This is a genomic window from Fundidesulfovibrio terrae, from assembly GCF_022808915.1.
Classification (GTDB): Bacteria; Desulfobacterota; Desulfovibrionia; order Desulfovibrionales; family Desulfovibrionaceae; genus Fundidesulfovibrio; species Fundidesulfovibrio terrae.
In genome coordinates this window covers 279,659-304,387 of record NZ_JAKZFS010000001.1, presented here as the reverse complement: position 1 = coordinate 304,387, position 24,729 = coordinate 279,659, and the positions used below count along the sequence as shown (strand labels likewise).

Annotated in this window: 20 protein-coding genes; 16 read left to right on the top strand and 4 right to left on the bottom strand. The window is 66.7% G+C overall.

Annotated features, from left to right (window positions below; all coding sequences use genetic code 11):
- Window positions 1–38 precede the first annotated feature (38 nt).
- From ML540_RS01390 to ML540_RS01365, 6 genes are read left to right on the top strand one after another with little or no spacing between them, the layout of a single operon-like run.
- Entirely contained in the window at window positions 39–1,538 is a 1,500-nt protein-coding gene (locus ML540_RS01390) for a hypothetical protein (protein ID WP_243358041.1), read from the top strand.
- A 3-nt stretch (window positions 1,539–1,541) separates the two neighbouring features.
- Complete coding sequence (locus ML540_RS01385; RefSeq protein ID WP_243358040.1) at window positions 1,542–2,819, top strand: glycosyltransferase; 1,278 nt, start codon at window positions 1,542–1,544, stop codon at window positions 2,817–2,819.
- Window positions 2,816–3,691 (top strand): class I SAM-dependent methyltransferase, encoded by an 876-nt coding sequence (locus ML540_RS01380; RefSeq protein WP_243358039.1) that lies wholly within the window; start codon window positions 2,816–2,818, stop codon window positions 3,689–3,691. The genes ML540_RS01385 and ML540_RS01380 overlap by 4 nt, the downstream gene beginning before the upstream one ends.
- Window positions 3,688–5,097, top strand: coding sequence for a B12-binding domain-containing radical SAM protein (locus ML540_RS01375; protein ID WP_243358038.1), 1,410 nt, complete (start codon window positions 3,688–3,690; stop codon window positions 5,095–5,097). Before ML540_RS01380 ends, ML540_RS01375 begins: the two co-directional genes overlap by 4 nt.
- 4 nt (window positions 5,098–5,101) lie before the next feature.
- Window positions 5,102–6,394 carry a glycosyltransferase family 4 protein gene (locus ML540_RS01370; RefSeq protein ID WP_243358037.1) on the top strand — a complete coding sequence of 431 codons (1,293 nt, stop codon included), beginning with the start codon at window positions 5,102–5,104 and terminating at the stop codon, window positions 6,392–6,394.
- 48 nt (window positions 6,395–6,442) lie between these two features.
- A complete protein-coding gene (locus ML540_RS01365; protein WP_243358036.1) occupies window positions 6,443–10,036 on the top strand; it encodes a hypothetical protein in 3,594 nt (1,197 codons plus the stop codon).
- Here the strand turns inward: ML540_RS01365 and ML540_RS01360 are convergent.
- On the bottom strand, window positions 10,031–11,488 hold the full coding sequence (locus tag ML540_RS01360; protein WP_243358035.1) for a 4Fe-4S binding protein: 1,458 nt from the start codon (window positions 11,486–11,488) through the stop codon (window positions 10,031–10,033). The genes ML540_RS01365 and ML540_RS01360 overlap by 6 nt on opposite strands.
- Window positions 11,489–11,600: 112 nt before the next feature.
- On the opposite strand from ML540_RS01360, the gene ML540_RS01355 reads away from it, so the two are divergent.
- The 10 genes from ML540_RS01355 (at window position 11,601) to ML540_RS01310 (ending at window position 20,276) form a co-directional block, all read left to right on the top strand.
- On the top strand, window positions 11,601–12,299 hold the full coding sequence (locus tag ML540_RS01355) for a Crp/Fnr family transcriptional regulator (RefSeq protein WP_243358034.1): 699 nt from the start codon (window positions 11,601–11,603) through the stop codon (window positions 12,297–12,299).
- Window positions 12,300–12,440: 141 nt separating this feature from the next.
- Window positions 12,441–12,884: a flagellar export protein FliJ gene (gene fliJ, locus ML540_RS01350; protein WP_243358033.1), complete on the top strand. Its 444-nt coding sequence runs from the start codon at window positions 12,441–12,443 to the stop codon at window positions 12,882–12,884.
- Window positions 12,805–13,551 (top strand): MotE family protein, encoded by a 747-nt coding sequence (locus tag ML540_RS01345; RefSeq protein ID WP_243358032.1) that lies wholly within the window; start codon window positions 12,805–12,807, stop codon window positions 13,549–13,551. Before fliJ ends, ML540_RS01345 begins: the two co-directional genes overlap by 80 nt.
- A gap of 188 nt (window positions 13,552–13,739) precedes the next feature.
- Complete coding sequence (truA, locus tag ML540_RS01340; RefSeq protein WP_243358031.1) at window positions 13,740–14,600, top strand: tRNA pseudouridine(38-40) synthase TruA; 861 nt, start codon at window positions 13,740–13,742, stop codon at window positions 14,598–14,600.
- Window positions 14,500–16,575: a hypothetical protein gene (locus ML540_RS01335; protein ID WP_243358029.1), complete on the top strand. Its 2,076-nt coding sequence runs from the start codon at window positions 14,500–14,502 to the stop codon at window positions 16,573–16,575. The genes truA and ML540_RS01335 overlap by 101 nt, the downstream gene beginning before the upstream one ends.
- Window positions 16,576–16,631: 56 nt before the next feature.
- Window positions 16,632–17,477: a pantoate--beta-alanine ligase gene (gene panC, locus ML540_RS01330; RefSeq protein WP_243359622.1), complete on the top strand. Its 846-nt coding sequence runs from the start codon at window positions 16,632–16,634 to the stop codon at window positions 17,475–17,477.
- A gap of 224 nt (window positions 17,478–17,701) precedes the next feature.
- Window positions 17,702–18,874, top strand: a complete 1,173-nt coding sequence (metK, locus tag ML540_RS01325; protein WP_243358027.1) for a methionine adenosyltransferase — start codon at window positions 17,702–17,704, stop codon at window positions 18,872–18,874.
- Between the two features lie 89 nt (window positions 18,875–18,963).
- Window positions 18,964–19,473 carry a nucleoside/nucleotide kinase family protein gene (locus ML540_RS01320; protein WP_243358025.1) on the top strand — a complete coding sequence of 170 codons (510 nt, stop codon included), beginning with the start codon at window positions 18,964–18,966 and terminating at the stop codon, window positions 19,471–19,473.
- Window positions 19,473–19,910, top strand: a complete 438-nt coding sequence (locus tag ML540_RS01315; protein WP_243358022.1) for a DciA family protein — start codon at window positions 19,473–19,475, stop codon at window positions 19,908–19,910. Before ML540_RS01320 ends, ML540_RS01315 begins: the two co-directional genes overlap by 1 nt.
- A 27-nt stretch (window positions 19,911–19,937) precedes the next feature.
- Window positions 19,938–20,276 (top strand): hypothetical protein, encoded by a 339-nt coding sequence (locus ML540_RS01310; RefSeq protein WP_243358020.1) that lies wholly within the window; start codon window positions 19,938–19,940, stop codon window positions 20,274–20,276.
- A gap of 91 nt (window positions 20,277–20,367) precedes the next feature.
- Here the strand turns inward: ML540_RS01310 and ML540_RS01305 are convergent, their stop codons facing one another.
- The 3 genes from ML540_RS01305 to pbpC all read right to left on the bottom strand — a co-directional run bounded on the left by ML540_RS01305 (window position 20,368) and on the right by pbpC (window position 24,703).
- Complete coding sequence (locus tag ML540_RS01305; protein WP_243358018.1) at window positions 20,368–21,153, bottom strand: substrate-binding periplasmic protein; 786 nt, start codon at window positions 21,151–21,153, stop codon at window positions 20,368–20,370.
- A gap of 153 nt (window positions 21,154–21,306) precedes the next feature.
- On the bottom strand, window positions 21,307–22,125 hold the full coding sequence (gene blaOXA, locus ML540_RS01300) for a class D beta-lactamase (protein ID WP_243358016.1): 819 nt from the start codon (window positions 22,123–22,125) through the stop codon (window positions 21,307–21,309).
- A 196-nt stretch (window positions 22,126–22,321) separates the two neighbouring features.
- A complete protein-coding gene (gene pbpC / locus ML540_RS01295) occupies window positions 22,322–24,703 on the bottom strand; it encodes a penicillin-binding protein 1C (RefSeq protein WP_243358014.1) in 2,382 nt (793 codons plus the stop codon).
- Window positions 24,704–24,729: the final 26 nt, after the last annotated feature.

Here is a 24,729-nt window from a genome sequence, read left to right as displayed (position 1 = left end):
CCCTGTGCCGTTCGTCATCCCCGTCTTCCGGAGTTTCCATGCTCGATCTCCTCATCGCCCTGGGCTTAAGCCTGGCCGGGTTCGGCCTGCAGGTATGGCCCAGGCTCCTGAACCGCTATTTCGGCATCGACACCTGGCGTTTCACCCTGCTGGCCCAGTACATCCGCGACAACAAGAAGCTCCCCGAGAGCCTGCCGCACAAGTACATCGTTCCGGGCTCGGTGGACAACCCGCCGCTTCTGCCCTGGCTGTGCTCGCTTCTGCCCAAGGATTGGCTGGACCGCAACCAGGGCCTCGTCTCCCCGGCCTTCGACGTGCTGGGCAGCCTGACCGTCTATTTCATGGGCTACTCGGCCACCGGGCAGGCCGCCGGGGGCCACTTCGCCCAGATGGCCTACTTGCTCACCCCCGTGGTGCCCCTGGAAGCCTCCAACCTGTCGCTGCGCACCCTGGGGAGCCTCATCTTCACCTGGGCCATGCTCATGGTGCAGAGCTACGTGATCCATCCGTCCTGGTGGACGTTCCTCATCGGCGTGGCGGGCGTGATGCTCCTGTCCATGACCCACCGCATGGCCATGCAGGTGCTCTTCTTCACCCTGTTCTGGATGGCCATGGCCACCCGCGACGTGAACCACCTGCTGGTCTTCGCCGCGGGCATCCTGGGTTCTGTGTTCCTCACCAGGGGGCTCTACCTGCGCTACCTGCGCGGGCACCTGCTCATGATCACCTTCTGGATGTACAACATCCACAACCGCCTAGCCCACCAGGTGCGCGGCAACCCCACCAAGGAGCGCAAGCACACCGACTTCGTCAGGCGCATCGAGCACCTGATCTGGACCATCCCCGTAGCCCCGTTCCTGGCGGTGAACCCCTGGATACTCTATTCCTTCTGCGCGGTGTTCAGCGTGCTGCCCCACGCCGCCGACCCGTGGATGAAGACCTACGTGCTCTGGAGCGTGACGCTCTTCTTCCTGGGGATTCTTTTCAACCTTCGACTCCTGCGCTACCTGGGCGAAGGCCAGCGCTACCTGGAGTTCGGCACCTCGGCCGCCGCGGCTGTGGCCGGTGCCATGATCCTCCGGTTCCAGTCCAACCCCGAAGTGTGGAGCGTGGTGCGCCACCTGCCCTGCGTCATCGGCCTGGGGTGCCTTGCGCTGATCCTCTTCTTCCAGCTCAAGCTGGTGGTCAAGAACCCGGACAAGTCCATCACGCCGGCCCTGCGCGCGCTCATCGACCATCTCAACTCGCGCCCCCGCGAGGTTCGCCTGGCCTGTCTACCCCACGGGCTGGCCGACGCCGTGACCTACTTCCTGGACAACGGCAAGGTGCTCCTGTCCGACAACTCAGTGGGCGTGTGGGAACTGGTGGACTGGTTCCCCCTCATCACCAAGCCCCTGACCGGCATCGCCGAAAAGTACGATCTCAACGCATTCCTAGTGAGCACCAACTTCGTCAAGCCCGAGGAGCTGGACCTGCCCGGCTACGAAATAACCTTCCGCCAGGACAACCTGATCCTCTTCGAGAAGGCGGACGCCTGATCCATGGTCAAGAGACTCGATTCGGTCTTCATCGCCACCTGCTCGGACATCCTGGACGAGTCCGGCGAGCGCATCCGGCACAACAGCCCGGCCTGGCCCATGCTGGACTATTTCTCCAAGCGCTGCCGGACGGTTACGCTGCTGGAACTCTCCGTGCCCCGCCCCGGCATGGTCTGCCGGCCGCAGCTCACCCGTTTCGTCGATGGGAAAAAGGTGTCGTTTCGCACCTGGGGCCCTCTGGCCACCCGGCCATTCTCGGTGGAGGAAGGCGAAGCCGGGCCGCGCACCTACATGCGCCTGAAGATCCGGGACCTCATGGCCTGCCTCTGGGCCGCCACCTGCCCCCCGCGTCGCCACGACCTGTTCATCGGGGTGGAGTCGCTCCTGGCCATCTGCGGGGGCTGGCTCAAGAAACTGGGCCTTGTCCGCGAGAGCGTCTACTACATCTCCGACTGGTCCCCCTGGAAGTTCAAGAACAAGACCCTCAATAAAATCTACATCGAGATGGACCGCATGGCCTGCCTCTTGAGCGGCCACATCTGGAACTACACCTACGCCATAGAAGGCGCCCGCCGCGACATCCTGAAATTTGACGACTCCCGCTTCGGCCGCCAGCACTGGGTGCCCTTCGGCTTCATCCCGGACGGGGTGTCCATCCCGCCCGACGACGCGGTGGACCTGAACCGCCTGGTGTTCTGCGGGGGCATCGGCCCGGAAAACGGGTTGGACGTCATTATCGAGGCCATGCCCCGCATCCGGGAGAGCCTGCCGCACATCCGCCTGGACGTGCTCGGCGACGGGCCGGACCTGCCCGGGCTCAAGGCCCGCGCCACCGCCCTCGGCCTGGACGACGCGGTCGCCTGGCACGGGTTCGTGTCCGACCGGCGGCGCATCCTGGACGCCCAGTTGGGCGCGGCCCTGGCCCTGGCCCCCTACGCGCCGCTTACGACCAGCGTGAAGCGCTTCGGCGACGTGATCAAGATCCGCGAGGCCATCGGCTGCGGCCTGCCCATCATCACTACGGAGGTGCCCCCCTCCCACGTGGAGGTCCGGGACAAGAACCTGGGACGGGTCATCGAGTACTCCCCCGGGGCGTTGGCCCAGGCCGTGACCGACCTGCTGTCGGACCGGGAGGCCTATTTCGCGGTGCGCAAAAATGTGGTCGCCGCCTCTCGCGAGAACCTGTGGGAGAACATCTACGGCCGGACGCTTTCGGCCATGGGGTATTCCCCGGCCGCCCTTGACCGCCCTGCAAATCAAAGGCTAGGCTCCTTCGAATGACCTCCACGCCCGTATCTGACGCCGCCTGCCCCGTCTGCCGCTCAGCTCAGGCCAACGAGTACCACGCCGACGCCACCGTGCGGCTCGTGCGCTGCGGAGATTGCGGGCTCAAATACCAGAATCCCTTCCCCACCATGGAGGCGCTAAGCGCCCTCTACGCTTCCCAGGACTACTACGACGGCCAGTATTTTCCGGCCCAGTTCGCCGAACGCAAAGCCATGTTTGCCCACAGGCTGGCCGCGCTCGAAAAGTTGACCGGCGGCCCCGGCAGGGTGCTGGAGGTCGGCTGCGGGCGGGGGCAATTCCTGGAGGCCGCCATCGAACGCGGCTGGAAAGCCAGTGGCCAGGAATTCGCCGAAGGTACCGTGGAGGTCCTGAAAAAGATCGTGCCCCTGGCCGAGCTGGCGTTCGGCGTTTTTCCCAGAGAATGCCCTTTCCCGGCCGGATCCTTCGACCTTGTCCATCTCAACCACGTGCTGGAGCATTTCTTCGACCCCATGGAAGCATTGCGCCGCGTGTGGGAGCTCCTGAAACCCGGTGGAGTTCTCTACTGCGAGGTCCCCAGGCAATCCTCGCTCCAGACTACGCTTTCGAATCTCATCGGCCGCAAGGATTTCGCCGTCCATTTCTTCCTGGAGCACATCTGCTACTTTGACAGGCGCTCCATGACACGGGCTCTCGAGTCCTCCGGCTTCACGCCCCTGTCCATCCGCATCGAAGGCATGGGCGACCCGCACCGCTTCGTCCGGGGCGTGCACTACACCTCCGCCTGGACTCACCTGCTGGCCCTGGTTGTAGGGGGGCTCAAACTGCAAGGCCCCCTGGGCGGAGGGAACCTGGTGGCCATCGCCCGCAAGGAAGGCAGCCAATGACCGACGTCCTGCTTGTCAACTCTTCGTTCGCCTACGGGAAGGTGGGCCGGGGCATCCAATTCTACCCGCCCATCGGCCTCAACTACCTGGCCGCGTCCCTGCGCCTGAAGGGCATGACCCCCAAGATCGTGGACCTCGGCATCGAGCCGTTCACGGTGGAGGACGTCGCCGAGATCATTGCCAAGGAAAATATCCCCCTGGTGGGGTTCTCCTCCAATTCCACACAGATACACAACACCATGCGCTTCGTGTGCGGGCTGCGCGAGCGCTTCGGCAAGAACCTGACCATCGCCCTGGGCGGGTTCCACATCAGCAACGACCCGACTTTCCTCGAACGCTATCCCCAGATCGACATCGGGGTCATCGGCGACGGGGACATCACCTTCACCCAGCTGGCCCAGAGAGTGCTCGGCGGGGAGAAGGTGCGGGGGACATTCACGGGCGAAATGATCCCAAGCCTGGACGACATCCCCTTCCCGGCCTACGACCTCACCCCCCTGGAGCGCTACAAGCAGGCAGGGCTGCAATACTACCCCCTGCTCGGCACCAGGGGATGCCCCTTCAACTGCGTCTTCTGCTCGCGCGCGCCCATGTCGCGCAAGGTGCGCTTCCGCTCCGCGGAAAACCTGCTGGAGGAGATGAAGCGCGGCTACGACGTCTTCGAAGGGCGTTACGGATTCCTGGACGAGAGCTTCACCCTGCGCGAAAAGAACGTTATCGCCTTCTGCGAGGGGCTCATCAAGTGGGGTAAGCCCGTGCGTTGGACGGCGGGCGGCATCCGCCTGGACCAGATCAACCCCGACGTGATCGACATCATGTGGAAGGCCGGGTGCAGGGACTTTTTCGTCGGCGTGGAAACGGGCAGCGAACGGGTCCGCAAGGAGATCGTGGGCAAGAGGATCAGCGACAAGCAGATCTTCGAGTCCTTCAAGATCCTGGACCGACATCCCTTCGAGGTGGAGGCGTCCTTCGTCCTGGGCCATCCCACCGAGACCGAGGAAGAGCTGGCCCAGACGTGCTTCTTCCCCGCCAAGCTCAAGAGCATGGGCATCAAATGCCTCACCCAGGTGGGCTTCAAGCTGGCCGTTCCCATGCCCGGCTCCAGGCTCTGGACCATCGCCAAGCGCGAGGGCAAAATCCCCGAGGACTTCATCGATCGCTACATCAACTTCGAGTATGGGGAAGACTTCTTTTCAGGATGGCCCAAATATTATCCAGATGGCATTTCGAAGGAAAAAGTCCTGGAGCTCAAGAAGAAAGGCTACATGAAATACTACCTGCGCCCAGGGTACATCTTCAGCCGCATCAGGCGTGATCTGGCCAACCCCAAGTATCTCCTTGAAGACCTGCGCGAATTCATCAGCATGCTCCGCAAGGGCCACTCCACAGTGAGCCTCACCGAGTAAAACCATGACCTCATTCCGCAAAACCGCCGCCCAAAACGTCCCCGAAGGCTTCGACCTGGACAACCACCCCAAGGTGGCCATCATCGTGGAGACCACCATCCCCCCGGTGTCCAGGGCCAACCTGCGCATGTACTGGCTGGCCAGGGAGATCATCTCCCAGAAGAAGGCCCTGGTGAACATGATCGCCCCCAGCCGGGACCTCCCTTCGCGCCGCTCCTATTTCATCGAATGGATCTGGATGAACCAGTTCCCGGGCTTCGGCAAGGCGCTCTACGGGGCGTTCCGCCTGCCCGTGCGCCTCTGGCATTTCCTGGCCTCCATCATCTCCATCGTGGTGCTCGAGATGTGGTATCGCCGGGCCGGGGCGCGCGGCTTCTGCGCCATCCACGCCTGGAATCCCCTGGCCGGCATGGCCGCCGTGGTGGCGGGCGTCATCATTCGCCGCCCGGTGTTCCTGGATTTCACCGACTTCTATTCCGACATCGCCCGCACGGACATGCCTCTTCTCTCGAAGCCTCTGGTGTGGCTCGAGAACCTGGTCTTGTCCCGGGCCAGGCGCGTGTTCGTGGTCAGCGACGTAATGCGCGAGCACCTGGTGGCCAACAAGGGCTTGCCGCCGGACAAGGTGATCGTGGTGCCCGACGGCACCGACGCCGAGACGTTCAGGCCGGGCCTTGACGGCGCGGCTGTGCGCCGCAAGCTCGGCCTCTCGGAGGAGATCCCGCTCATCATCTTCCATGGCGACATCAAGCACGACGACGGCGTGGACGTTTTGCTGCACGTGCTGGCCAAGGTGGCCAAGGTCCGCCCGGACGTGCGCCTGCTCGTTCTGGGCGGGGGCGGCCCCTACTTCGAGACCGTCATCAAGCCCCTCATCGACGAACTGGGGCTTGCGGGCAACATCGTCTCCCCCGGCTGGATTCCCCACCAGGAGGTCCCGGCCTACCTGAACGCCTGCGACATCGGGGCCATGACCCTGCGCGCCACCCTGAACCACGACAACTACCTGTCCTTCAAGCTCTTCGAGTACTGGGGCTGCGGGCTGCCCGTGGTGGTGACGAAGCTCAAGGCCATCGGCCGCATCGTCAAGGACGGCGAGAACGGGCTGGTCTGCCCCTCCGAGGACGTGGACGCCTATACGAATGCATTCCTGCGCCTCATCGAGGACCGCGAGCTGGCCCGACGCCTGGGCGCGGCCGGACGCGAACTCGTGGAACGCGAATTCGACTGGCGCCAGATCATGAAAAAGGAAGTCGCCCACTATACCGAGAGCGTCCTCGATCTCGCGAGCCGCTGAGAGCCCGGGTATCCGGAAAGCCTCGCCAAACGCCGCGCCTGGAGCATCATGGTGAACAGGACTTCTCCACCGCCCTGGGGGCTCCCCTGCGTCCTGGCCGCGGTGACGCTCCTGTACCTCCTGGCGTACGGGCCCGTCCTGTGGGCTCCGGGCCACATCTACCAGAACTGGGACCAGACCTTCCCGGCCTTCGCCTCCCAGGTGCGCGCCTACGGGAGCATCTCCGCCTCCACCTGGAACGGCAATTACGAGATGGGCTCCCCCGGCCCCATGACCGGGATGACCTTTTATCTCGACCTGCTGGTGCGCCAAGGGCTGGCTGGCCTCGGCGGCGGAATCCTGGCCCGTTGGCTGGGTCTGGCCTACGCCCTTGCCGGAGCGGCCGGATTCTGGACGCTTTCGCGGCGCATGGGGCTTTCCGGGCTTTGCGCCTTCGTGGTTTGCGCCGTGTCCCAGTTCAACCCCAAGACCTATTCCCTGGCCCTCAGCGGACACACCGAGGCCGGATTCGCCTACGCCCTGACCCCCTGGGCCGTCTGCCTGGCCGACATGGCCGTGACGGCCGCGAGCCGGCACCGCATGCTCGCCGCCGCCCTGGGCCTGGGCATGGTCCTGGCCCTGGCCTGCTCTTCCCCGTTCGGCGTCACCTCGGCCGGTGTGATCCTGGCCGTCTACTGCGCGGCGGCCGCGATCCGGCGGCCGAAACGGGCCGCCTCCGTTTTCGCGCTGGCCGCCTCGGCCGCGCTTGTCCTGCACCTGCACTGGATTCTGCCCACGGCCCTGGGCGCCACGGGCTCCGACTCGTTCAAGTACAACCTGAACGCAGAGGACATCCAGGCCGAATACACGCACAAGTACCGGGAATATTCGGTACCGCCGCGCCAGGCCATGATCGGCCACACCGACAACCTGGGCATGGGCACGGAGTACGCCTACCCGGTGGCCCCTCCCCTGGACGCCTGGTGGAAGCCTTCGGCATACGCCCTGCTGGCCCTGGCGCTCCTGGGCCTGCTCGGCCGCACGGCCAGCCCCGCGCTCAAGTGGTTCGCAGCCTTGAGCCTCGTTCTGGGCTTCGTGCTGCTCACCGGCTCCAAGACCCTGCCCGGGGCCTATCTCTACGAAGTGATTCTGGCGCGGGTGAAGATGGTGTTCTTCCTCATGGCCCGGCCCACGCGTTGGCTGTACATCTATTACGCAGGGCTGGCCCTGCTGGTCGGGCTGGGCCTGGAGGCCGTGCGCCGCCGCACCTTCTGGACGGCCCACCGCTGGCCGGACCGGGTTGCCGCCGCCCTGGCCGCCGCCGTGCTGGCGGTCTACCTCCAGCCCTGGTGGTCGGGCCAACTGGCCGTGCCCAAGAACGAGACCACGCAGACCATGTCGCTTACGCCCCAGCCCCTGCGCACCGAGGAGCGTGAGCTGGTGGAGGCCCTCGACCGAGACCCGGGCCTGTACCGCGTGAGCGTCTTCCCCACAATTTCGAGCCCCACCGGCAACATCCCCGCGCCTCCGGCGTCGAGCCTCACGCGCAACTTCGGGATGCTCGGCAAGGATTCCCTGGTGGGCCCGGCCTTCGTCGGCAACCCCTACGGGCGCTACATGCTGTCCCTGGCCCACCGCCGCGCCGCCTCCACCGACGAGTACGGGCGGCTTCTGGGTCTCGGAGCGGTGCGCCGGGTGGTCTGGGACAAGGACGAGCCCTATCTCTCGTACCTGGATTACGGCTGGATGCCCGCCACCAAGAGGGGCTCGGAGACCCTGCCGGACCCCAGGGACGTCCTGCGACCCTTCCTCACTGCCCAGCGCGACCTGGTCCCGGATCCGGGCTGGTCCCGGGGGCCCTTCACGGTGCTCGACAACAAGGACTTCCTGCCGCGCATCCGCGCGGTCCGGACCGCCACCCTGGCCGCCGGGGGGCTCCCGCTGCTTGCGAGCATGGCCCAGCTTCCGGACAACCCGTTCGCGAGCCAGGCACTCTTCTTCGCCACGGACCTTGACGCGACGGGCATCCAGCGCCTGGGCGCAACCCTGCGTGGCCTGGCCGTGCACAACGACGCCTGGCCGGAGTTCGCCCTGCCCTTTCTGCCCGCGTCATACTGGCTGCCCGCCAGGCCACGCGGAGCCGCCCCGGCCGGCTGGAGCGGCGTAGCGGACCGCTGGCACCACGCGCTCTGGCTGGAGGGATCGCCCCTCAATGCCGGGGCCATGATCTCGCAAGCCGCCTCCGCCATGGAGATTCCCCTCCCCGGCGCCGGACCGCACCGCCTGCTGGCGCGCGTGGCGTCCATGCCCGCACAGCATGGGCTCGCGATATCCCTGGCCGGACGGGAACTCGCGCAAACGCCCTCGGGCGACCCCTTCGACCGGGGCTGGCGCTGGCTGGACCTGGGCGTCCAGAACCTGGACGGCAGCCCTCTCGTCCTGAGCGCCAGGGGCAGGGGAGCGGTAGTGTCCGGCGTGCTGGCCGTGCCCGAGGCCACGTTCCGGGCCGCCCTCGAGAGCGCCCTGCGCGCCGTCGGACAACCCGGCCCCCCCAATGCCCCCAGTTCCCCCAGTCCCCATACCTCGGTGACGGCAGAAGCGGAATTCTGCGTGGAGAAGAGCCCGGGAGTGTACTCACCGGTAAGAGACATCGCCCTGCTGGCGAAGGTTCCCGGCTTGGCCATGCAGACCTCAGGCCTGCGCGAGGACGGCCTGGAGGGCTCCGGCGCGGGCACCCTGGCCGCCGAGGGCGACCTCCCCGGACAGGCCACCTTCAAGATGGATTTTCCCTACCCGGTGTCCGGCTTCACCCTGGTAAGCTACCCGCGCCTCTTCGGCGACCCCGGGGGAAAAGCCTACGCGCGGGCCTCCTGGTCCGCCAATGGCAAGACCTTCCAGCCCCTTTACGAGTTGGCCGGAGCCACGGACGGCAAGTGGGAGGACGTGTACGCCAGGCGCGAGGAAGTGTCCGCGCGCCGGCGCCTGTCGTCGGTCTGGATACGCTTCGACCTGCGCCAGGCGCAGCTTACGTCGCTCGCCAACCCGCCCAACCAACCCATGACCGTGAGCGTCGCCCCGGACGAACCCTTCCCCGGCGCGCCATCCATGGGGCAGGCGGCAATGCTGCCGGCGCGCTTCGCGCTGCATGCCTTCGGCCCCGGTCCGCAGCTGGCCCGGGCGCGCCTGCTCACCCCGCAGGGGCCGGTCTGGAAGGATCTGGGAACATTCGAACCGGACGCGTCGGGCCTCGTCCGCCTGGACGTCGACGCCTCGTCGGGCGCGGCCTGCGACGTGCTGGAGCTGCGTTCCCTGCCCGATGCGGCAGCGCCGCCCGCTCCGGACGCCCCGGACTCCGAACGCCTGAGTTCCGCGCGCTATCAGGTGAAGGGGACTCTCCCCGCCGGGGGCCTTCTCCTCTTCAGCGAAGCCTACCATCCCTCGTGGGAGGCACTCCCGGATTCGGGTCCGGCCATCAAGCCGCTCAAGGCCTACGGTTTCATGAACGCCTATCCGCTGCCGCAGGACGCGCCGGACTCCCTGCGCCTGGCCTTCTCGCCCGAGAAATACCGGGACCTGGGCCTCTCCATCTCAACCGCCGGCTGGATCGTGTTCGCCCTGGCCGTGGCGGCTCTTCTGTGTTGGCCCGGTCGCTCCCGGTCATAGCCGCGCCACGCCCAGAAACACCGCGTGCAGCGCCACCGCCAGCGCAACATACGCCGCCCGGACGCCTTTGCCGCCGCGTCCGAAGACCGTCAGCTCCATCTCACCGCGCGGGCAGCGCTCCAGGCAGTCGCCACACAGCGAGCAGGAGACGCCCGGACGCCCGGACGCTAGGTCCTCCGGGCGCAGGGCGTCGTAACGGCAGGCCAGGGAGCAGGCCCCGCAGGACGTGCAGCCCTCGCGGATGCGCAGCCGCCAAGGCGAAATCTTGCCCAGCACCCCGGCCACGAGCCCCATGGGGCACCAGCCCGTGCAGTGGGTCATGACCCCCGCGCGGCGCGACGCCCCCACCATGATGCCCACCCCAATCAGCCCGAACCCCGCTGCCAGCCCCGCCGCCCACGCAACCGGGACACCGACCCGGCCCATGATCCAGGCCGAGGCGAACACCGTCGCGGCCAGGACCATGCGCCCGCGCCGCAGCCACGCCGGGACAGGGCCGGGGCGTTTTTTCGCTCCGGCCATGGCCGAGTCCCAGGCCCCGATGTAGCACAGGTGGCTGCACCAGCCCGGCCCCACCAGAAGCACCGTGACCCCGAACAGGATCAGCATGAAGAGCCCCTCGCCCCGGTACAGCGGCCCCGCCGCGATAAGCGCCGGCACCGGCAGGTGCAGCGCCCCGGTCATGAGGAAGCGCCCAAATCCCAGGAGCCCCAAGGCCAGCTGACCGAAAAAGACCAGGGAGAAGAGGCTCCAGATGCGCCTGCGCACCACCGGGGAGCGGCGGGGAAGGAGCATCGCCTCCACCACGAAGCCTGCGTAGAGCGCGAGCAGCACGGCCTCCAGCCATCCGGAGCCCGGCACGAAGCGCTCCGCAAGCAGCATGGGCGTGGGCACCTTGAGCTGCACCATGGTCAGGCCGAGGAATGTCAGGAGGCTCGCCGTGAAGGCGGGCCAGGGGGAGGGAGCGCCGGAGACAAGGCGAAGAGGGGTGAGAGGCAGGGGTACGGGGACGGGACGAAGAGGCTGGGGAGAAGAAGCCTCCGGCGGGCAAAGGGATTCGTCCTCTGCACTCCCGATTCGCTTCGCGTCGGAGGATGCATTGTCAGGCCCCGACGAGCTCCGGCGTGGGCGGAAGAAAGGGTGCTGCAGGGCCCAGACGGCCAGGAGGGGAACCAGGGAGGCCAGGGTCAGAATCGCTGCCAGGCGCACCCAGGGCATCCCCATGGACAGGCGCAGCTTGATGAAAAAGAACATGGATTCGAGCGTGACCCAGGTTCCGGCCAGCATGAGCGCCTGACAGACGCGGCGGATGAATTCGCGGCGCGCGAAGAGAAAGGCCAGCGGCACGAGCCACGCCAGGGCTTCAGGCAGGCCGTGCCAACGGTTGGCGTGGGCCGCCGGGATCAGTCCGCCCAGGACCACCGCCAGAATAAGCAACGTCTTTTTGAACATCAACGTCTCCAGAGGGGCCTGCGGCCCACTGATTCATTTTCCTAGATGTTCCATAGACACGGAAGACATCAAGGGGTTTGATTTGCGTCAAAAACGCGCTACCTGTCTGCCCATGACAACCAAACCCAGCGCCACCCAGACCATTTTGGCCAAGGTCCCCCTGTTTTCGAGCCTCAGCTCCGCGCAGCTCTCCACGCTCGAGAACAACTCCGCCGTGATGAAGATGGACAAGGGTCAGGTTGTGTTCTTCGAGGGGGGAGACGCCAACGGGCTCTACGTGCTCCTGGCGGGGCAGGTGAAGATTTACAAGTCCTCGCCCGAAGGCAAGGAGCAGATCCTCCACGTGCTCGGCCCCGGCGAACCCTTCGCCGAAGTGCCCATGTTCCAGGGATCCAAGTTCCCGGCCAACGCCATGGTCATCCAGCCGAGCAGCGTGCTCTACATCGAAAAGACCGTGCTCATGCGCCTCATGGAGCGCGACGCTGGGCTGGCCATGGCCATGCTGGCCGCGCTCTCCCAGCGTCTGCGCCAGATGTCCACCATGATCGGCCAGCTCACCCTGCGTGAGGTCCCGGCCCGCCTGGCCGCCTACCTGCTGCACAAGGCGGACGAAAAGGACTCGGAGACCTTCGTGCTGGACATGAGCAAGGGCCACCTGGCGGGATTTCTCGGGGCCACGCGCGAGGCCCTGTCGCGGGCTCTGGCCAAGCTGGAGGACCAGGGGTTCATCTCCATGGACAACCGCACCATCACCATAGCCGACCGCGACCGCCTCTGGGACCTGGCCGAGGGCGAGATCAAGCTCAAGTAGCTCCGCCGCGAGCGCACGGGCGCGGGGCATCAGGCATCCTGGACTTGGTGCCCGGGCGTCGAAAGGCCGGAACGGGAGCAGTTCATCTCCGCCCTCCCAGCGTTATCTCTCTGGCCCGGTTGTTGCTAAAACCGGGGCACCATGGCCAAACCGTTTCGCTTCAACCTGCAGAAGGTCCTCGACTACCGCGCCCAGCTGGAAGACCAGGCCAAACTGGCCTTGGCCAAGGCCCAGCAGCTCCACCAGGAGCAACTGCGCCTGATCAAGTCCCTGGACGAGACCCTGACGGCGCACCTGGAGAACATGGCCTCCAAGGCCACCTCCAGTTCCGCCGAGATCTGGCTCGGGCGCAACTACGCCAAAAGACTGGCGGCCGATCTCGTCGTCTCCCGGCAGACCGAAGCCCGGCTGGCCCAGGACGTGATTTCACGCAGGCAAGAGCTGGTGACCAAGGCCAAGGATCGCAAGCTTCTGGAAAAACTCAAGGAAACACAGGCAAAACGCCATGAGCAAGAAGAACTCCGCAAGGAACAGGCAGGCTTCGACGAAATGGCAACCATTCGCTACCAGGCTCCGGCTTTCTAAGCTGGTCCTGGCCGTTGCCGTCCTGGCTGGCGCCAAGCTGGCGTTGCTTTTGGCCATGGGCTTCGTCTCCCAGCCTTCCGGTGCGCCCAAGGCCGTGGCCCTCGCGCCCGCCCAGCCCGTCGCCCGTACCGCAGCCCCTGCGCAGGCTTTGCCCGCCGCTCCGGCCAAGGCCGTGGAAGCGGTCCGCGCCGCCATCCTCGAAGATTCCCAGGCCCTGGCCGCCCAGCAGGCCCCGGCTCCGGCGGAGAAGAAACCAGCCCAGTCCCAGCAGCCCGAATCCGTGCTCTCCATACAGCAGCTCAAGGCCCGCGCCGAGGCCCTGGACCGCCAGGAACAGGCCCTCAAGACCCTGGAGGCGGACCTGAACGCCCGGCTGGCCAAGCTCCAGGAGCTGGAGACCACCCTCAAGGGGATGCTCAGCGAAGCCAAGTCCATCAAGGAAGAGAAGATGCGCCACTTGATCGACGTGTACACCAACATGAAGCCCAAGCAGGCCGCCTCAGTGCTGGAGACCCTGGACGAGAACATCGCCGTCAAGATTCTGTCTGGCATGAAGGGCCGCCAGGCGGGCGAGATCCTGACCGGCGTCTCGGCCAAGAAGGCCGCCAAGCTCTCCGAGGAGCTGACCAAGCTCCAGATCGGCCCGGACCTTCCCGAGAAGCCGTAGCCCACCTGAGGAGGGCCGAGAGGCCCCGCGAAGCTCAATGCCGGGTCCAGGGGGAGGCTTCTCCCCCTGGCCGCCGGAGGCATCCCCCTCTTCCGCCCGCTTTCTGCCTCCCTCCCCGGCCGTTTCCGACATCGCCGCCGCTTCGCCTGCTCTTCCCTCCCGGGCCTCCCCGGTGTAGGGCCTTCGCCATGGAAGACACCGTCCGCCTGAAATTCACCCTGGCCTATCAGGGCACGGACTTCGCGGGGTGGCAGATACAGCCCGAGGGGTTCGGCCGCTCCGTGCAGGCATGCCTGGAAGACGCCCTGTCGCGCCTGTCCGGGAGGTTCGTGCGCGCCCATGGGGCCTCGCGCACCGACTCCGGCGTCCACGCCCTCTGCCAGGTGGCCCACGCCGACGTGCCCGCCGCCCGCCTGCACCTGCCCTGGCTGCGCGCCGTCAATGCCCTGCTTCCCAGGGACGTGGCCGTCACGTCCGTCGAAACCGTGGACCGCTCGTTCCATGCCCGCTACGCGGCCACCTCCAAGACCTACACCTACACCCTCTGGCACCAGTCCAACTTCGTGCTACCCCAGCGCCGCCCCTTCGTCTGGGACACGGGCCCCCTGGACCTGGCCGCCATGGAGCTGGCCGCGCGCGAACTCACCGGCGAGCACGACTTCTCCGCCTTCCAGAACGCGGGCACCCCCGTGAAGAAGACCGTGCGCACCGTGGACGCCATCGTGCTCCGCCCCGGGCAGCCGCCCCACGAGAGCGTCTGGGCCGTGACCGGCGAGGGGTTCCTCAAGCAGATGGTGCGCAACATCATGGGCTGCCTGGTGGAGGTGGGCAGGGGTAAAGCAAACGCGGAAACCGTCCGATCCCTATTGGCGACGAAGGACAGGTCCCTTGCACCGGCCACGGCTCCGGCCAGGGGACTCTGCCTCGAACTGATGGAGTTCGGACAGCGTGAGCGACGACCCGGTCAAACCGATCCAGGCAGGGACCATCCAGACCGCCCTTCAGGTGAAGAAGTACTGGGCGGCGCAGGAGGTTTTGGGCCGCGCTGAACAGTCCCTGGACCGCGCCCTGCGCCAGGATTTCTCCCAGCCGGTGCTTCAGGGCCTGGACCGGAAGCTGGGCGCGTTCGAGGATGCCCTAGCCTCCTTCAAATGGCCCGCCGACAAGGCTCCCTGGTTTGGCTCCCGCCTGGTGACCGGCAACCAGGACGCCCAGGGCGCTCTCGACGGCGTGGTGCGCCCCACCAAGGACTCCACGCCGTCCCTCAAGATCGCCTCGGGAGGCTTTAACGCCAACGCCAGGACCGGCGTGGCTCCGGGCTCCTACAGCTTCAACCTCTCTCTTGGCGGCTACACCGCGACCTTGGGCGTGGACGTGGCCTCGGGCGACACCTGGGGGGACGTGCTGGGCCGCGTGCGCGACGCGGTCAACGGCTCGCCCCTGGCCGCGCGCGCCGACGTGGTCTACCAGAACGCCTCCTACCAGCTGGACCCGTCCCTGGCCGGAACGGGCAGCATCCTCGCCTTGTCGGTGAACCCGGCCCGCGAGGCCCAGGACCTCTCCGTGGCCGACGTGTCCGGGTCTCTCCTTTCGCAGCTTGGGCTCAAGGCCGCCGACAATCCCATCGGACCTGCCGAGGACAAACAGTACCAGATTTCAGTCCTGCAAAAGGCCGCGCCCACGGCCTACACCTCCACCCCCGTGGACCCGAACGCCTCCACCACCCTGGCCCTAGGCCGCCACGACATGGCCTACGCCGTGGGCACGGGCGACCAGCCGCAGAGCTACATCTCCAAGGTGTACGACCCCGCCCAGGCCGCCACCCTGGCCGCTGGGACCTACAGCTTCACCTCGCAGTACGACGGCGAGACCCGCAACCATTCCCTGACCATCGGCTCCGGCTGGACCTGGGGCGACGTGCTCAGCGCCGTGAAAGCCGAGGTGAACGGCCAGCCCACCTATGTGAAACCCTCAAGCCCCACCCTGGCGGGGACCACCTCCAGCTATTCCCAGCCGGGCGTCGCGGCCTCGGTGGATTCCTGGCCCATCCCCTCCTCCACCCAGCAGGGCGTGAACACGGACGGGCAGTCGCTCACCGTGGCCGGGGCGGCCGGAAAGGATCTCACCCTGTCGGACGGCTCGGGAGGGCTGCTCTCCACGCTCGGCCTCACGACGAAACTCACAGGCACGCCAGTAAGCTTCAACGTGGAAGCGAACGACACCTGGAAGGACGTCTACAACCACATGGCCTCGGCCTTGAACGGGGCGCAACAGTCTTTCACGGTGGGCTCCGTGAACACGTCCATCCCCTCCACGGTGACGCCCGGCAAGAATCTCTGGCACCAGGGGGTCTCTCTGGCCATCATCCAGCAGAACCAGCGCATCGGGGAGCGGGTGAACCTCCTGGACGGGCGCACTGGGGCGCTGTCCTCCATGGGCATCACGGCCAACCAGCGCCCAGGCCAGGACGGCATGATCAGCGCGGACGGGCGCGAGACGGTCTCGGAAAACAACCTCTACTCCCTGGATCAGGGCCGGGTGCTGGCGGCGGCGCTCAATGACACCGGCCAGGCCGTGCCCCTGTCGGTGACCTCGGCCATGGACGAGGTGGAGAAGGGCTGGAGCCGGGTCACGGACGCCTGGAACGGGCTGGCCAGGTATCTCAAGAACAACTCGGACCTGTTGAACCCCGCCCTGGGCGCGCGCCTGGAGGCCCCCCTGGCCGCCCAGGCGCCCAACCTGCGCTGGATGGGCGTGTCCAGCATGGGCAGAAGCGGCATGCTCTGGACCAACCTGGACACGTTCTGGAAGTCCTTGTCGGCGGACGCGGGAAAGGCCCAGGCCACGCTTGCGGACGCTCCCGCCGGGATGGTCCCGGCCTGGAGCCAGGCCGTGGCCGGGGTGCGCGCGGCGGGCCTGGAAAGCTGGCTCAAGCCCGCCACGGCCTTCGACGAACACCGCCCGACACTCACAAGTGAGTTCGAGCTTGAGCAGAAGCACCGGCTGGTGAAGCTGCTGGGATAGACACGCCCGCGTCCCGGGAGTAGGGTTAGGCAACTCCACACATGACCGGAAACACCATGCAGATCATCACCTCTCCCAAAGAGTTCCAGTCCCTGTGCTGGTCCTGGCGCGCCCAGGGCGTCACCAGCGCATTCGTTCCCACCATGGGCTACCTGCACCAGGGGCACCTGTCCCTGCTGGAATGGGGCCGGAGCAACGCACAGAAGCTCGCAGCCAGCATCTTCGTCAACCCCACCCAGTTCGGCCCGGGCGAGGACCTCTCCCGCTATCCCCGCGATGCCGAGGGCGACGCCGCCAAGGCCCGCGACGCCGGAGTGGACGTGCTCTTCATGCCCGAACCCGCCGCCATGTACCCTTCGGGATTCGCCACTTCGGTGAGCGTATCCGGGCTCACGGGGGGGCTGTGCGGGCGCTCCCGGCCCGGCCACTTCGACGGCGTGGCCGTGGTGGTGACCAAGCTGCTGATGCTTTCCATGCCCACCACCGCCGTGTTCGGCCAGAAGGACTGGCAGCAGCTGGCGGTGATCCGGCGCATGGTGGCGGACCTGGACATCCCCGTGGCCATCGAAGGCCGCCCCATCCTGCGCGAGGACGACGGGCTGGCCCTCAGTTCCCGCAACGTCTACCTCACGCCCGAGGAACGCGCCCAGGCCCCGGAAATCCACAAGGGCCTGCTCCTGGCCCGGGAGATGGCCGCGGACGGCGAGCGCTCGCCCCGTAAAGTCCTGGCGGCGGTGGCCGATCATTACCGGGCCAAGCTGCCCGGCGCGTCCGTGGATTATATAGAATGCGTCCACCCGGAGACCATCCAGCCGGTGGGCGACGTGGCCGGTCCGGCGCTTCTGGCCGTGGCCGTGAAGTTCTCGGGGGCGCGGCTCATCGACAACATGCTTCTGCACTAACCCGGCGAGGACGGTATTTTTCGGGAGAATCGCAATCGTATCGGTTGTGTGGAAAGCCCTTGCGCGGCTTGCCGGTACACATTTGCTCACAGGCTCAAGAAAAATCCGGGACCGCATTTGACAAGGCTTCCCGTCTTGTGACACATGGCCTAGCGGTCTTCACGGCCGCTCATCACGTTATTCCATCGCCAAACCGGCGAATTTTCTCCCCGGGAGGAACCTTCATGGTCGCTGCTTCCAAAGGCAAGTATCTCTTCACCTCCGAATCCGTCACCGAGGGCCATCCCGACAAGGTCGCGGACCAGATTTCCGACGCCGTCCTGGACACCATCTTCCGCCAGGACCCCGAAGCCCGCGTGGCTTGCGAGACCCTCGTGACCACCGGCGTGGCCTTCATCGCCGGCGAGATCACCACCTCGGCCTTCGCCGATTTCGCGGGCATCGTGCGCGAGACCGTGAAGAACGTGGGCTACAACAGCTCCCAGATGGGCTTCGACTGGGAGACCTGCGCGGTCATCTCCTCCATCGACAAGCAGTCCGCCGACATCGCCCAGGGCGTGGACCGCACCAAGCCCGAAGAGCAGGGCGCCGGCGACCAGGGCATGATGTTCGGGTTCGCGGTCAACGAGACCGACACCCTCATGCCCGCCCCCATCTACTACGCCCACAAGCTGTCGCGCCGCTTGGCCTACGTCCGCAAGGAGAACATCCTCGACTTCCTGCGCCCCGACGGCAAGACCCAGGTCTGCGTGGAGTACGAAGACGGCAAGCCCGTGCGCATCGACAACATCGTCGTCTCCACCCAGCACGACGAGCACGTGGCCTACGACGACCTGGTCGACGCCATCAAGCACGAGGTCATCGGCAAGGCCCTGCCCGAGAACCTGGTGGACAAGAACACCAAGATCTACATCAACCCCACCGGCCGGTTCGTCATCGGCGGCCCCCTGGGCGACTGCGGCCTCACCGGACGCAAGATCATCCAGGACACCTACGGCGGCATGGGCCACCACGGCGGCGGCGCCTTCTCCGGCAAGGACCCCTCCAAGGTGGACCGCTCCGCGGCCTACTTCGCCCGCTACGTGGCCAAGAACGTGGTGGCCTCCGGCGCCGCCCACCGCTGCGAAGTGCAGATCGCCTACGCCATCGGCGTGGCCGAGCCTGTCTCCGTGCTGGTGAGTTCCGCCGGGACCAGCAAGTTCTCCGACGCCGAGTTGACCAAGGCCGTGCGCGCCGTGTTCGACATGCGCCCCTACTTCATCACCAAGCGCCTGGACCTCAAGCGCCCCATCTACGGGCTGACCTCCTGCTACGGCCACTTCGGCCGCGAGCTGCCCGAGTTCACCTGGGAGAAGACCGACGCCGTGGCCGACCTCAAGACCGCGCTGAAGATCTAGCTTCCGCCACACAGACGATCAAAGCCGGGAGGACGTGCGTCCTCCCGGCTTTTTTTTGACATCCGTCCCAAAATGGCTACCCTCCGCCCATGTCGCTGCCACGCCCCCAGAAGATCATCCGCGAACGTTTCGACGTCCTGGAAGAGGACAAGTCCCTGACCTTCCGCCACGAAGACTGCGCCCCCATCGGCGGCGCGTCGGGCAACCTCTTCTTTCTCGGCATGGAGGGATCCGGCATCGAGAGTCTTGCCCGCGACGCGGCCGCCCGCCTGGGACTCGCCCCGGCCGAGGCCGCAAGCGCCGGAGAGATCGAGGCCCTGCTCGCACGATCCGGCCAGGCAGTGGCCGTGACCAACTCCGCCCTGGTGGAGGACGCGGCCCTGGTTTCGGCCATGCGCGCCTCCGGCAAGGTGTTCTACCTCATGAGCATGCCCCACGTCCTGGCCGCGCGCCTGGATGACCCCTCCCGCACCGGGGCGCTCGCCGCCGAGCTCTCCAGGCTCGAGCCCCTGTTCATGAACGCCGCGCACTTCATCCTCTCCGTGGACGCCACCCCCGAGGAGATGCTCGACGACGTGGCCGAGAAGGCCCGGCTCTGATGCGCGCGCTGGGGGAGCTCATCATCGGCTTCGCCAGCCGCCGCGACGCGGGCCTAGGGTTCCGCCTGGCCATGCTCTGGCCCAGGTGGCGCGAGGTGCTGGGCGACGTGGCCCCCTACGCCTTCCCCCTGGGGCACCGCCGCTCCATCCTGCTTTTGGGCGTGGAAGACGCCATGGCCATGCAGGAGAGCATCTACGACGGTCCCGACGTGCTGGACAAGGTCAACGCCTTCCTGGGACAACAACTCTTTGACAAGGTCCAATTCGATCTGCTACAGGGCAAAACCCCTCTGAGCGCCATATCAGGCGAGGCTCCGACCTATTGGCGACTGCCGTCGCCAAGGATCGCACGCCTGGGGGGCCTGAACCTGGACCCGAACACCGCCGTGGGGCGCTCGTATGCGGCCTACGTCCGCCAGTTTGGCCCCGGCAGGTGACACTAATTCCCCTATTGGAGGCGGACCATGGCCGAAGAAATCACTATCGAGCTGAAAAAACCCTTGGAAAAGATGACCGCCAAGGAACTGCGCGACCTCATCATCAACCAGCTGCCCATGATTCAGGGCGCTTCCGGCATGGACAAGGACGCACTGGTCGCAGCGATCAAGGAAGTCCTGGGCATCACCGAGGAGAAGGGCGGCGCGAGCCCCTTCAAGGCCCAGATTCTGAGCATGAAGGCCCAGATGAAGGACATGCGCGCCAAGAAGGCCGCCGAAGGCACCTCCCGCAAGGAGAAGGACATCCTTCGCCGCAAGGTGAACCGCCTGAAGAAGCGCTCCCGCAACCTGGCCAAGTCCGCCTAGTTGCAGATCAAGAGATGCTTTAAAGCCCGGCCGGAGCGCTCCGGCCGGGCTTTTCGCGTTTCGAGGGAAGCGCCTGGGCAAATCCCGTCCGTCATTCCTGACGGGAGAAGCCGTATTTCTCCAGGATGGCGTTCACCGTTCCATCCTGCTGGACGGCCTTGAGGCCGCGGTTGAACGCATCCCTTTTTTCCCTGTATCCATCCTTTTTCCTGGAAAACATGGCGTAGAGCGGCTTGTTGTCCAGTTCCGGACTGAGGAACACGACATCGCTCAGCCCGGCTTCCAGGGTAGGCGACGACTTGAGCAGCTGGATCGCCGTGTATTTGTCGATGACGATGAGATCGACTCTTCCCTGTATGAGCTTCTTGAGATTGGTGATGTCGCTCAGCGTCTCTTCCTTGTTCAGGAATGAAGCGCCGTCGAATTCGGGCGTGTTGACGTATCCGGCGACAACCCCGATCCTGTACGGCTTGAGGCTCTCGAGCGTCCCGTCGTAACGGACGCCGCTTCCGGCTTTGGCGCACACCACCAGCGGGCTGGCCGCATACGGCTCCGACAGGGCGTACCTTCTCGCCCTGTCCTCGGAGTGGTAGGCGTTGAAAAGGGCGTCGAAGTCCCCCGCCTCGGTTTCAGCCAGCACGCGTTTCCACGGCATGAAGGTGAACTGCGCCTCGTACCCGGCCCGCTTACACGCCTCGGCGATAATCTCCGTGGTGAACCCGTTTCCCGGGATGGTCTCGGCCGCGTACGGCTCCCAGTTCAGGCTCACGAAGGTCATGACCTTGGGCGCCGCGGCCAGGGACAGCAACTTGGACGCAAGCACTCCCAGGATCACCGCCAGCGCCGCCACGCCCGCCCATCCTTTGCGCATCCGCATGAGCCTCTCCTTGCGGCCGCCCATCCCGAAACGCCTCAACGAGCCGATGCCGCCACTTCCACGGCACATCTTCCGAAGGTTCGGTCACTTCTTCACCAGCAACGCCACGGATTTTCACCTTCCATACCATGTATCCCCATGCGGGTCACGATGCTAGGGCAACAAACCCTCGGCCCCAAGCACCGCCAGCACCACGTCCTTGCGCGCCTTGGCCTGCTCCGCGCCCTTCAGGTCGATGTTGAGTGCGAAGAACCAGACCTCGCCCTTGCGCTCCAGCCAGCCCACCCACCAGCCGATGTCGGGTCCGCCGCTGGTGTGCTTGGGATAGAACCCCGCCCAGCCGGTCTTGGAGCGGATCACCCAGCCGGCCCCCCTGTCCTGGGCCATGATGTCCTTTACGGTGTCCATGGAGCGTTTGAAGAACGGCAGGTGCTCCTCGTAGAGGCGACGCAGGAAGTCGATCTGCTCCACGGCGCTGATGCGCAGGTTCCCCTCCAGCCAGAAGGTGTCGAGGCCGCCCCCGATGTCTGCGTTGCCGTATTTCACGGCGTCCACGTAGCGGGCCATGCGCTCCTGGCCGATGGCGCGGGCGATGCCCTGGTACACGGGGACGCTTGAGACCGCGAAGGCCTCGCGCATGGTGAGGTCGCGGTTCCAGGCGGGTAGGGGGTGCTCTTTGCCGTCCCAGGGGAAGATGGTGTCGGGCCCGGCGGACACGCCGGTCTCCAGGGCGATCAGGCTGTTCAGCACCTTGAACGTGGACGCGGGCAGGTACTGCGTCCTGGCCCTGGCCGGGTTGTAGACCTGCATCCGGCCGGAGCCTTCCTTCATGAGCACCATGGTGCCCTCGACCCCGGCGGCCTGAAAGTGGCGGCCCCAGTCGGCCCGCTCGGTGGTGGAAGGCTGGCGGTTGGCGGTGGCGGCGCAAGCCTGGAGCAGAAGCACGGCGAACAGGATAAGACGCATACGCATGGACGACCTCCAAGAATAAGTCGCTCCCGAAGGAGCGGCCTAGCCGGGGCAACATCGGTGCCACGGGACAAGTCGTCAATCATTTCGAAATGTTGAAGAATACGGGAAGGCTGCCTTGCGTGCCTAACTGTCTCGATATGCTGGCATTGTTGCGCGATATCGACAGAAGGCCATGGACGGAGGCCTCTTCGCTTTTCTACTCTACCGAGAACCTGACCGAATCCGACCGCCCCCGGCTGTCCACCACCATGAGCCGGTGTTCGCCTCTCTCGAGTTCGAGAAACAGTCCCTCTCCCTGTCCCTGCTCCCGGACCAGGATTCCGTCCTGGAACCAGTGCAGCTCGCCGGCGTCGGTCCCGGCCTGGGCGGCCAGCCCCACCCGCTGGAACGCCTCGGGGCTGCCGGGCCGCAGGCGGTAGACGGCCTGGGCCTTGGGCGAGGTGATGCGGGGCCCTTGCCCGGCCAGGGCTTCGGGGCAGTCGGGGCTGGGCTCGGGGATGGCGGGCACGGGCATGCCTCCGGCGCGCCACCAGGTGGTGAGCTCTGCCGGGTACTGGGTGACGACCTCCTGACGCACGTCGCGGCCGTCGAGGCAGCTTCCGGCCACACGCAGCCCTGTGGCCGCGTCCACCAGCACGCGCTGGTGCACCAGGCAGGGCGTGAGCTTGGTGACGCCGGGGATGACGGTCATGGCGACGCGCTCGCGGCAGTCCGGTCCAGGCAGCTGGCGCGACAGGGCGCAGACCTCCACCTCGGCCAGGTTGAGGCCTTCGGGTCGCGGCAGCCCGGACCCGTCCGGCTCCAGGGCGCGGAATATGTCGAAGAAGAGCGGCGCGGCCTGGCGCATGCCGGAGATGCCCTTCACGGGCCGCCCGTCCACGTTGCCCGTCCAGACGCCCACCACGAAGCGCGACGAGAACCCCACGGCGAAGGCGTCCCTGTGGCCGAAGGAGGTGCCGGTCTTCCAGGCCACGGTGGGCAGCCCGGATGCGCGTTCCGCTCCGCCGGGCAGGTCGGGGCGCTCCAGGCGCGAGAGGATGGATGCCGACAGAGAGCAGGCTTCCGGCGAAAGCAGGCGCTTTTCCGGATGCCGGACGCCCGTGAGGAACGAGGCCGGGGCGTGCATGCCCCCGCGCGCCAGCGTGGCGTAGAGGTTGGTCAGGTCGAGGAGGCTCACCTCTCCTCCGCCGAGGATGAGCGCGAGGCCGTAGTGGGCCGTGGGTCTCGAGAGCCCGGCCAGGCCGCCGTCCAGCAGGAGCTTGTGGAAGCGCTCCGGACCGGCCTGGGCCAGCAGGCGCACGGCCGGGGTGTTGTAGGAGTTGATGAGGGCGTCCTGGGCCTCCACGCGACCCCGGTAGTTTCCGTCGTAGTTGCGCGGGTCGTAGTTTCCGGCGGTGATGGGGATGTCCAGGAGCAGGCTCTGGGGGGAGATATCGCCATCCTGGAAGGCCAGGGCGTAGAGGAACGGCTTGAGGGCCGAGCCCGGCGAGCGCTGGGCCGTGGCCGCGTTGACCTTGCCCCGGCGGGATTCGTCCAGGAAGTCGTCCGAACCCACCAGGGCCAGAACGTCGCGGGTTTTCACGTCCAGCACCACCACGGCGGCGTTGCCCACGCCCTGGGCGCGCAACTCGACCAGGCGCGAGCGGGCGGCCTGGCGGGAAATCTCCTGGATGCGGCTGTCCAGGGTGGTGCGGATGGCGGACGCCCCTGCCGGGGTCTGGAGCGCGGGCAGAGTATCCGAGCCGCCGTGCGTCCGGGCAGGAGGCGCGGCCCCGGCGCGGGCCTGGGCCACGGCCATCTGGGCCAGGTGCGGCGCGATGAGCGGCGGACGCTTGAGCGCCCCGGGCAGGGGCTGCGCAGCCGCCTCGGCGGCCCGTTCGGGGGCGGCCGCGCCGGTGGCGGCCATGGCGGCCAGCACGAGGGTCCTGGCCTTGCGGGCCTCGTGTGGGTGCCGCACCGGCTGGAAGCGGTTGGGCGAACGCGGGATGGCCGCCAGAAGCGCCGCCTCGGAGAGCGAAAGCTTGTCGGGCGACTTGCCGAAATAGAACCAGCTGGCGGCGCCCAGGCCCGTGATGTTGCCGCCGAAGGGGGCCAGGTTGGCATAGCAGCGCAGGATTTCGGGCTTGGAGAAGTGCAGCTCCAGTTGGAACGCCCGGAAGCACTCGATGATTTTCGCTGCGTAGGTGCGCGGCTTGGGTTCGGCCAGGCGAGCCACCTGCATGGTGATGGTGGACCCGCCCCGCACCACGCGCCCGGCCAGGACGTTGGCGGCCAGGGCCTTGGCCAGGGCCGCCGGGTCCACGCCGGGGTGGCGGAAGAACCGGCGGTCCTCGGCGCAGAGCAGCGCGTCCAGGTACACGGCAGGGATGTCGTCAAGAGCCACGGGGAAGCGCCAGGACTGGTCCCGGGCCAGGAAGAAGCGGATGGGCTCGCCGCGCGAGCCCGTAACCACGGTGGAAGCCGGAGGAGCCAGGCGCTCCACGGGAAAGGGGAAGAGCCAGTCCAGGGCGAGGAACACGAAAGAGAGCGAGCACGCGGCCGCAAGCGCCCACGCGAGGGCGCGATACAACCGCTTCACGGGGCGGGACCCGGTGTCCCGCCCCG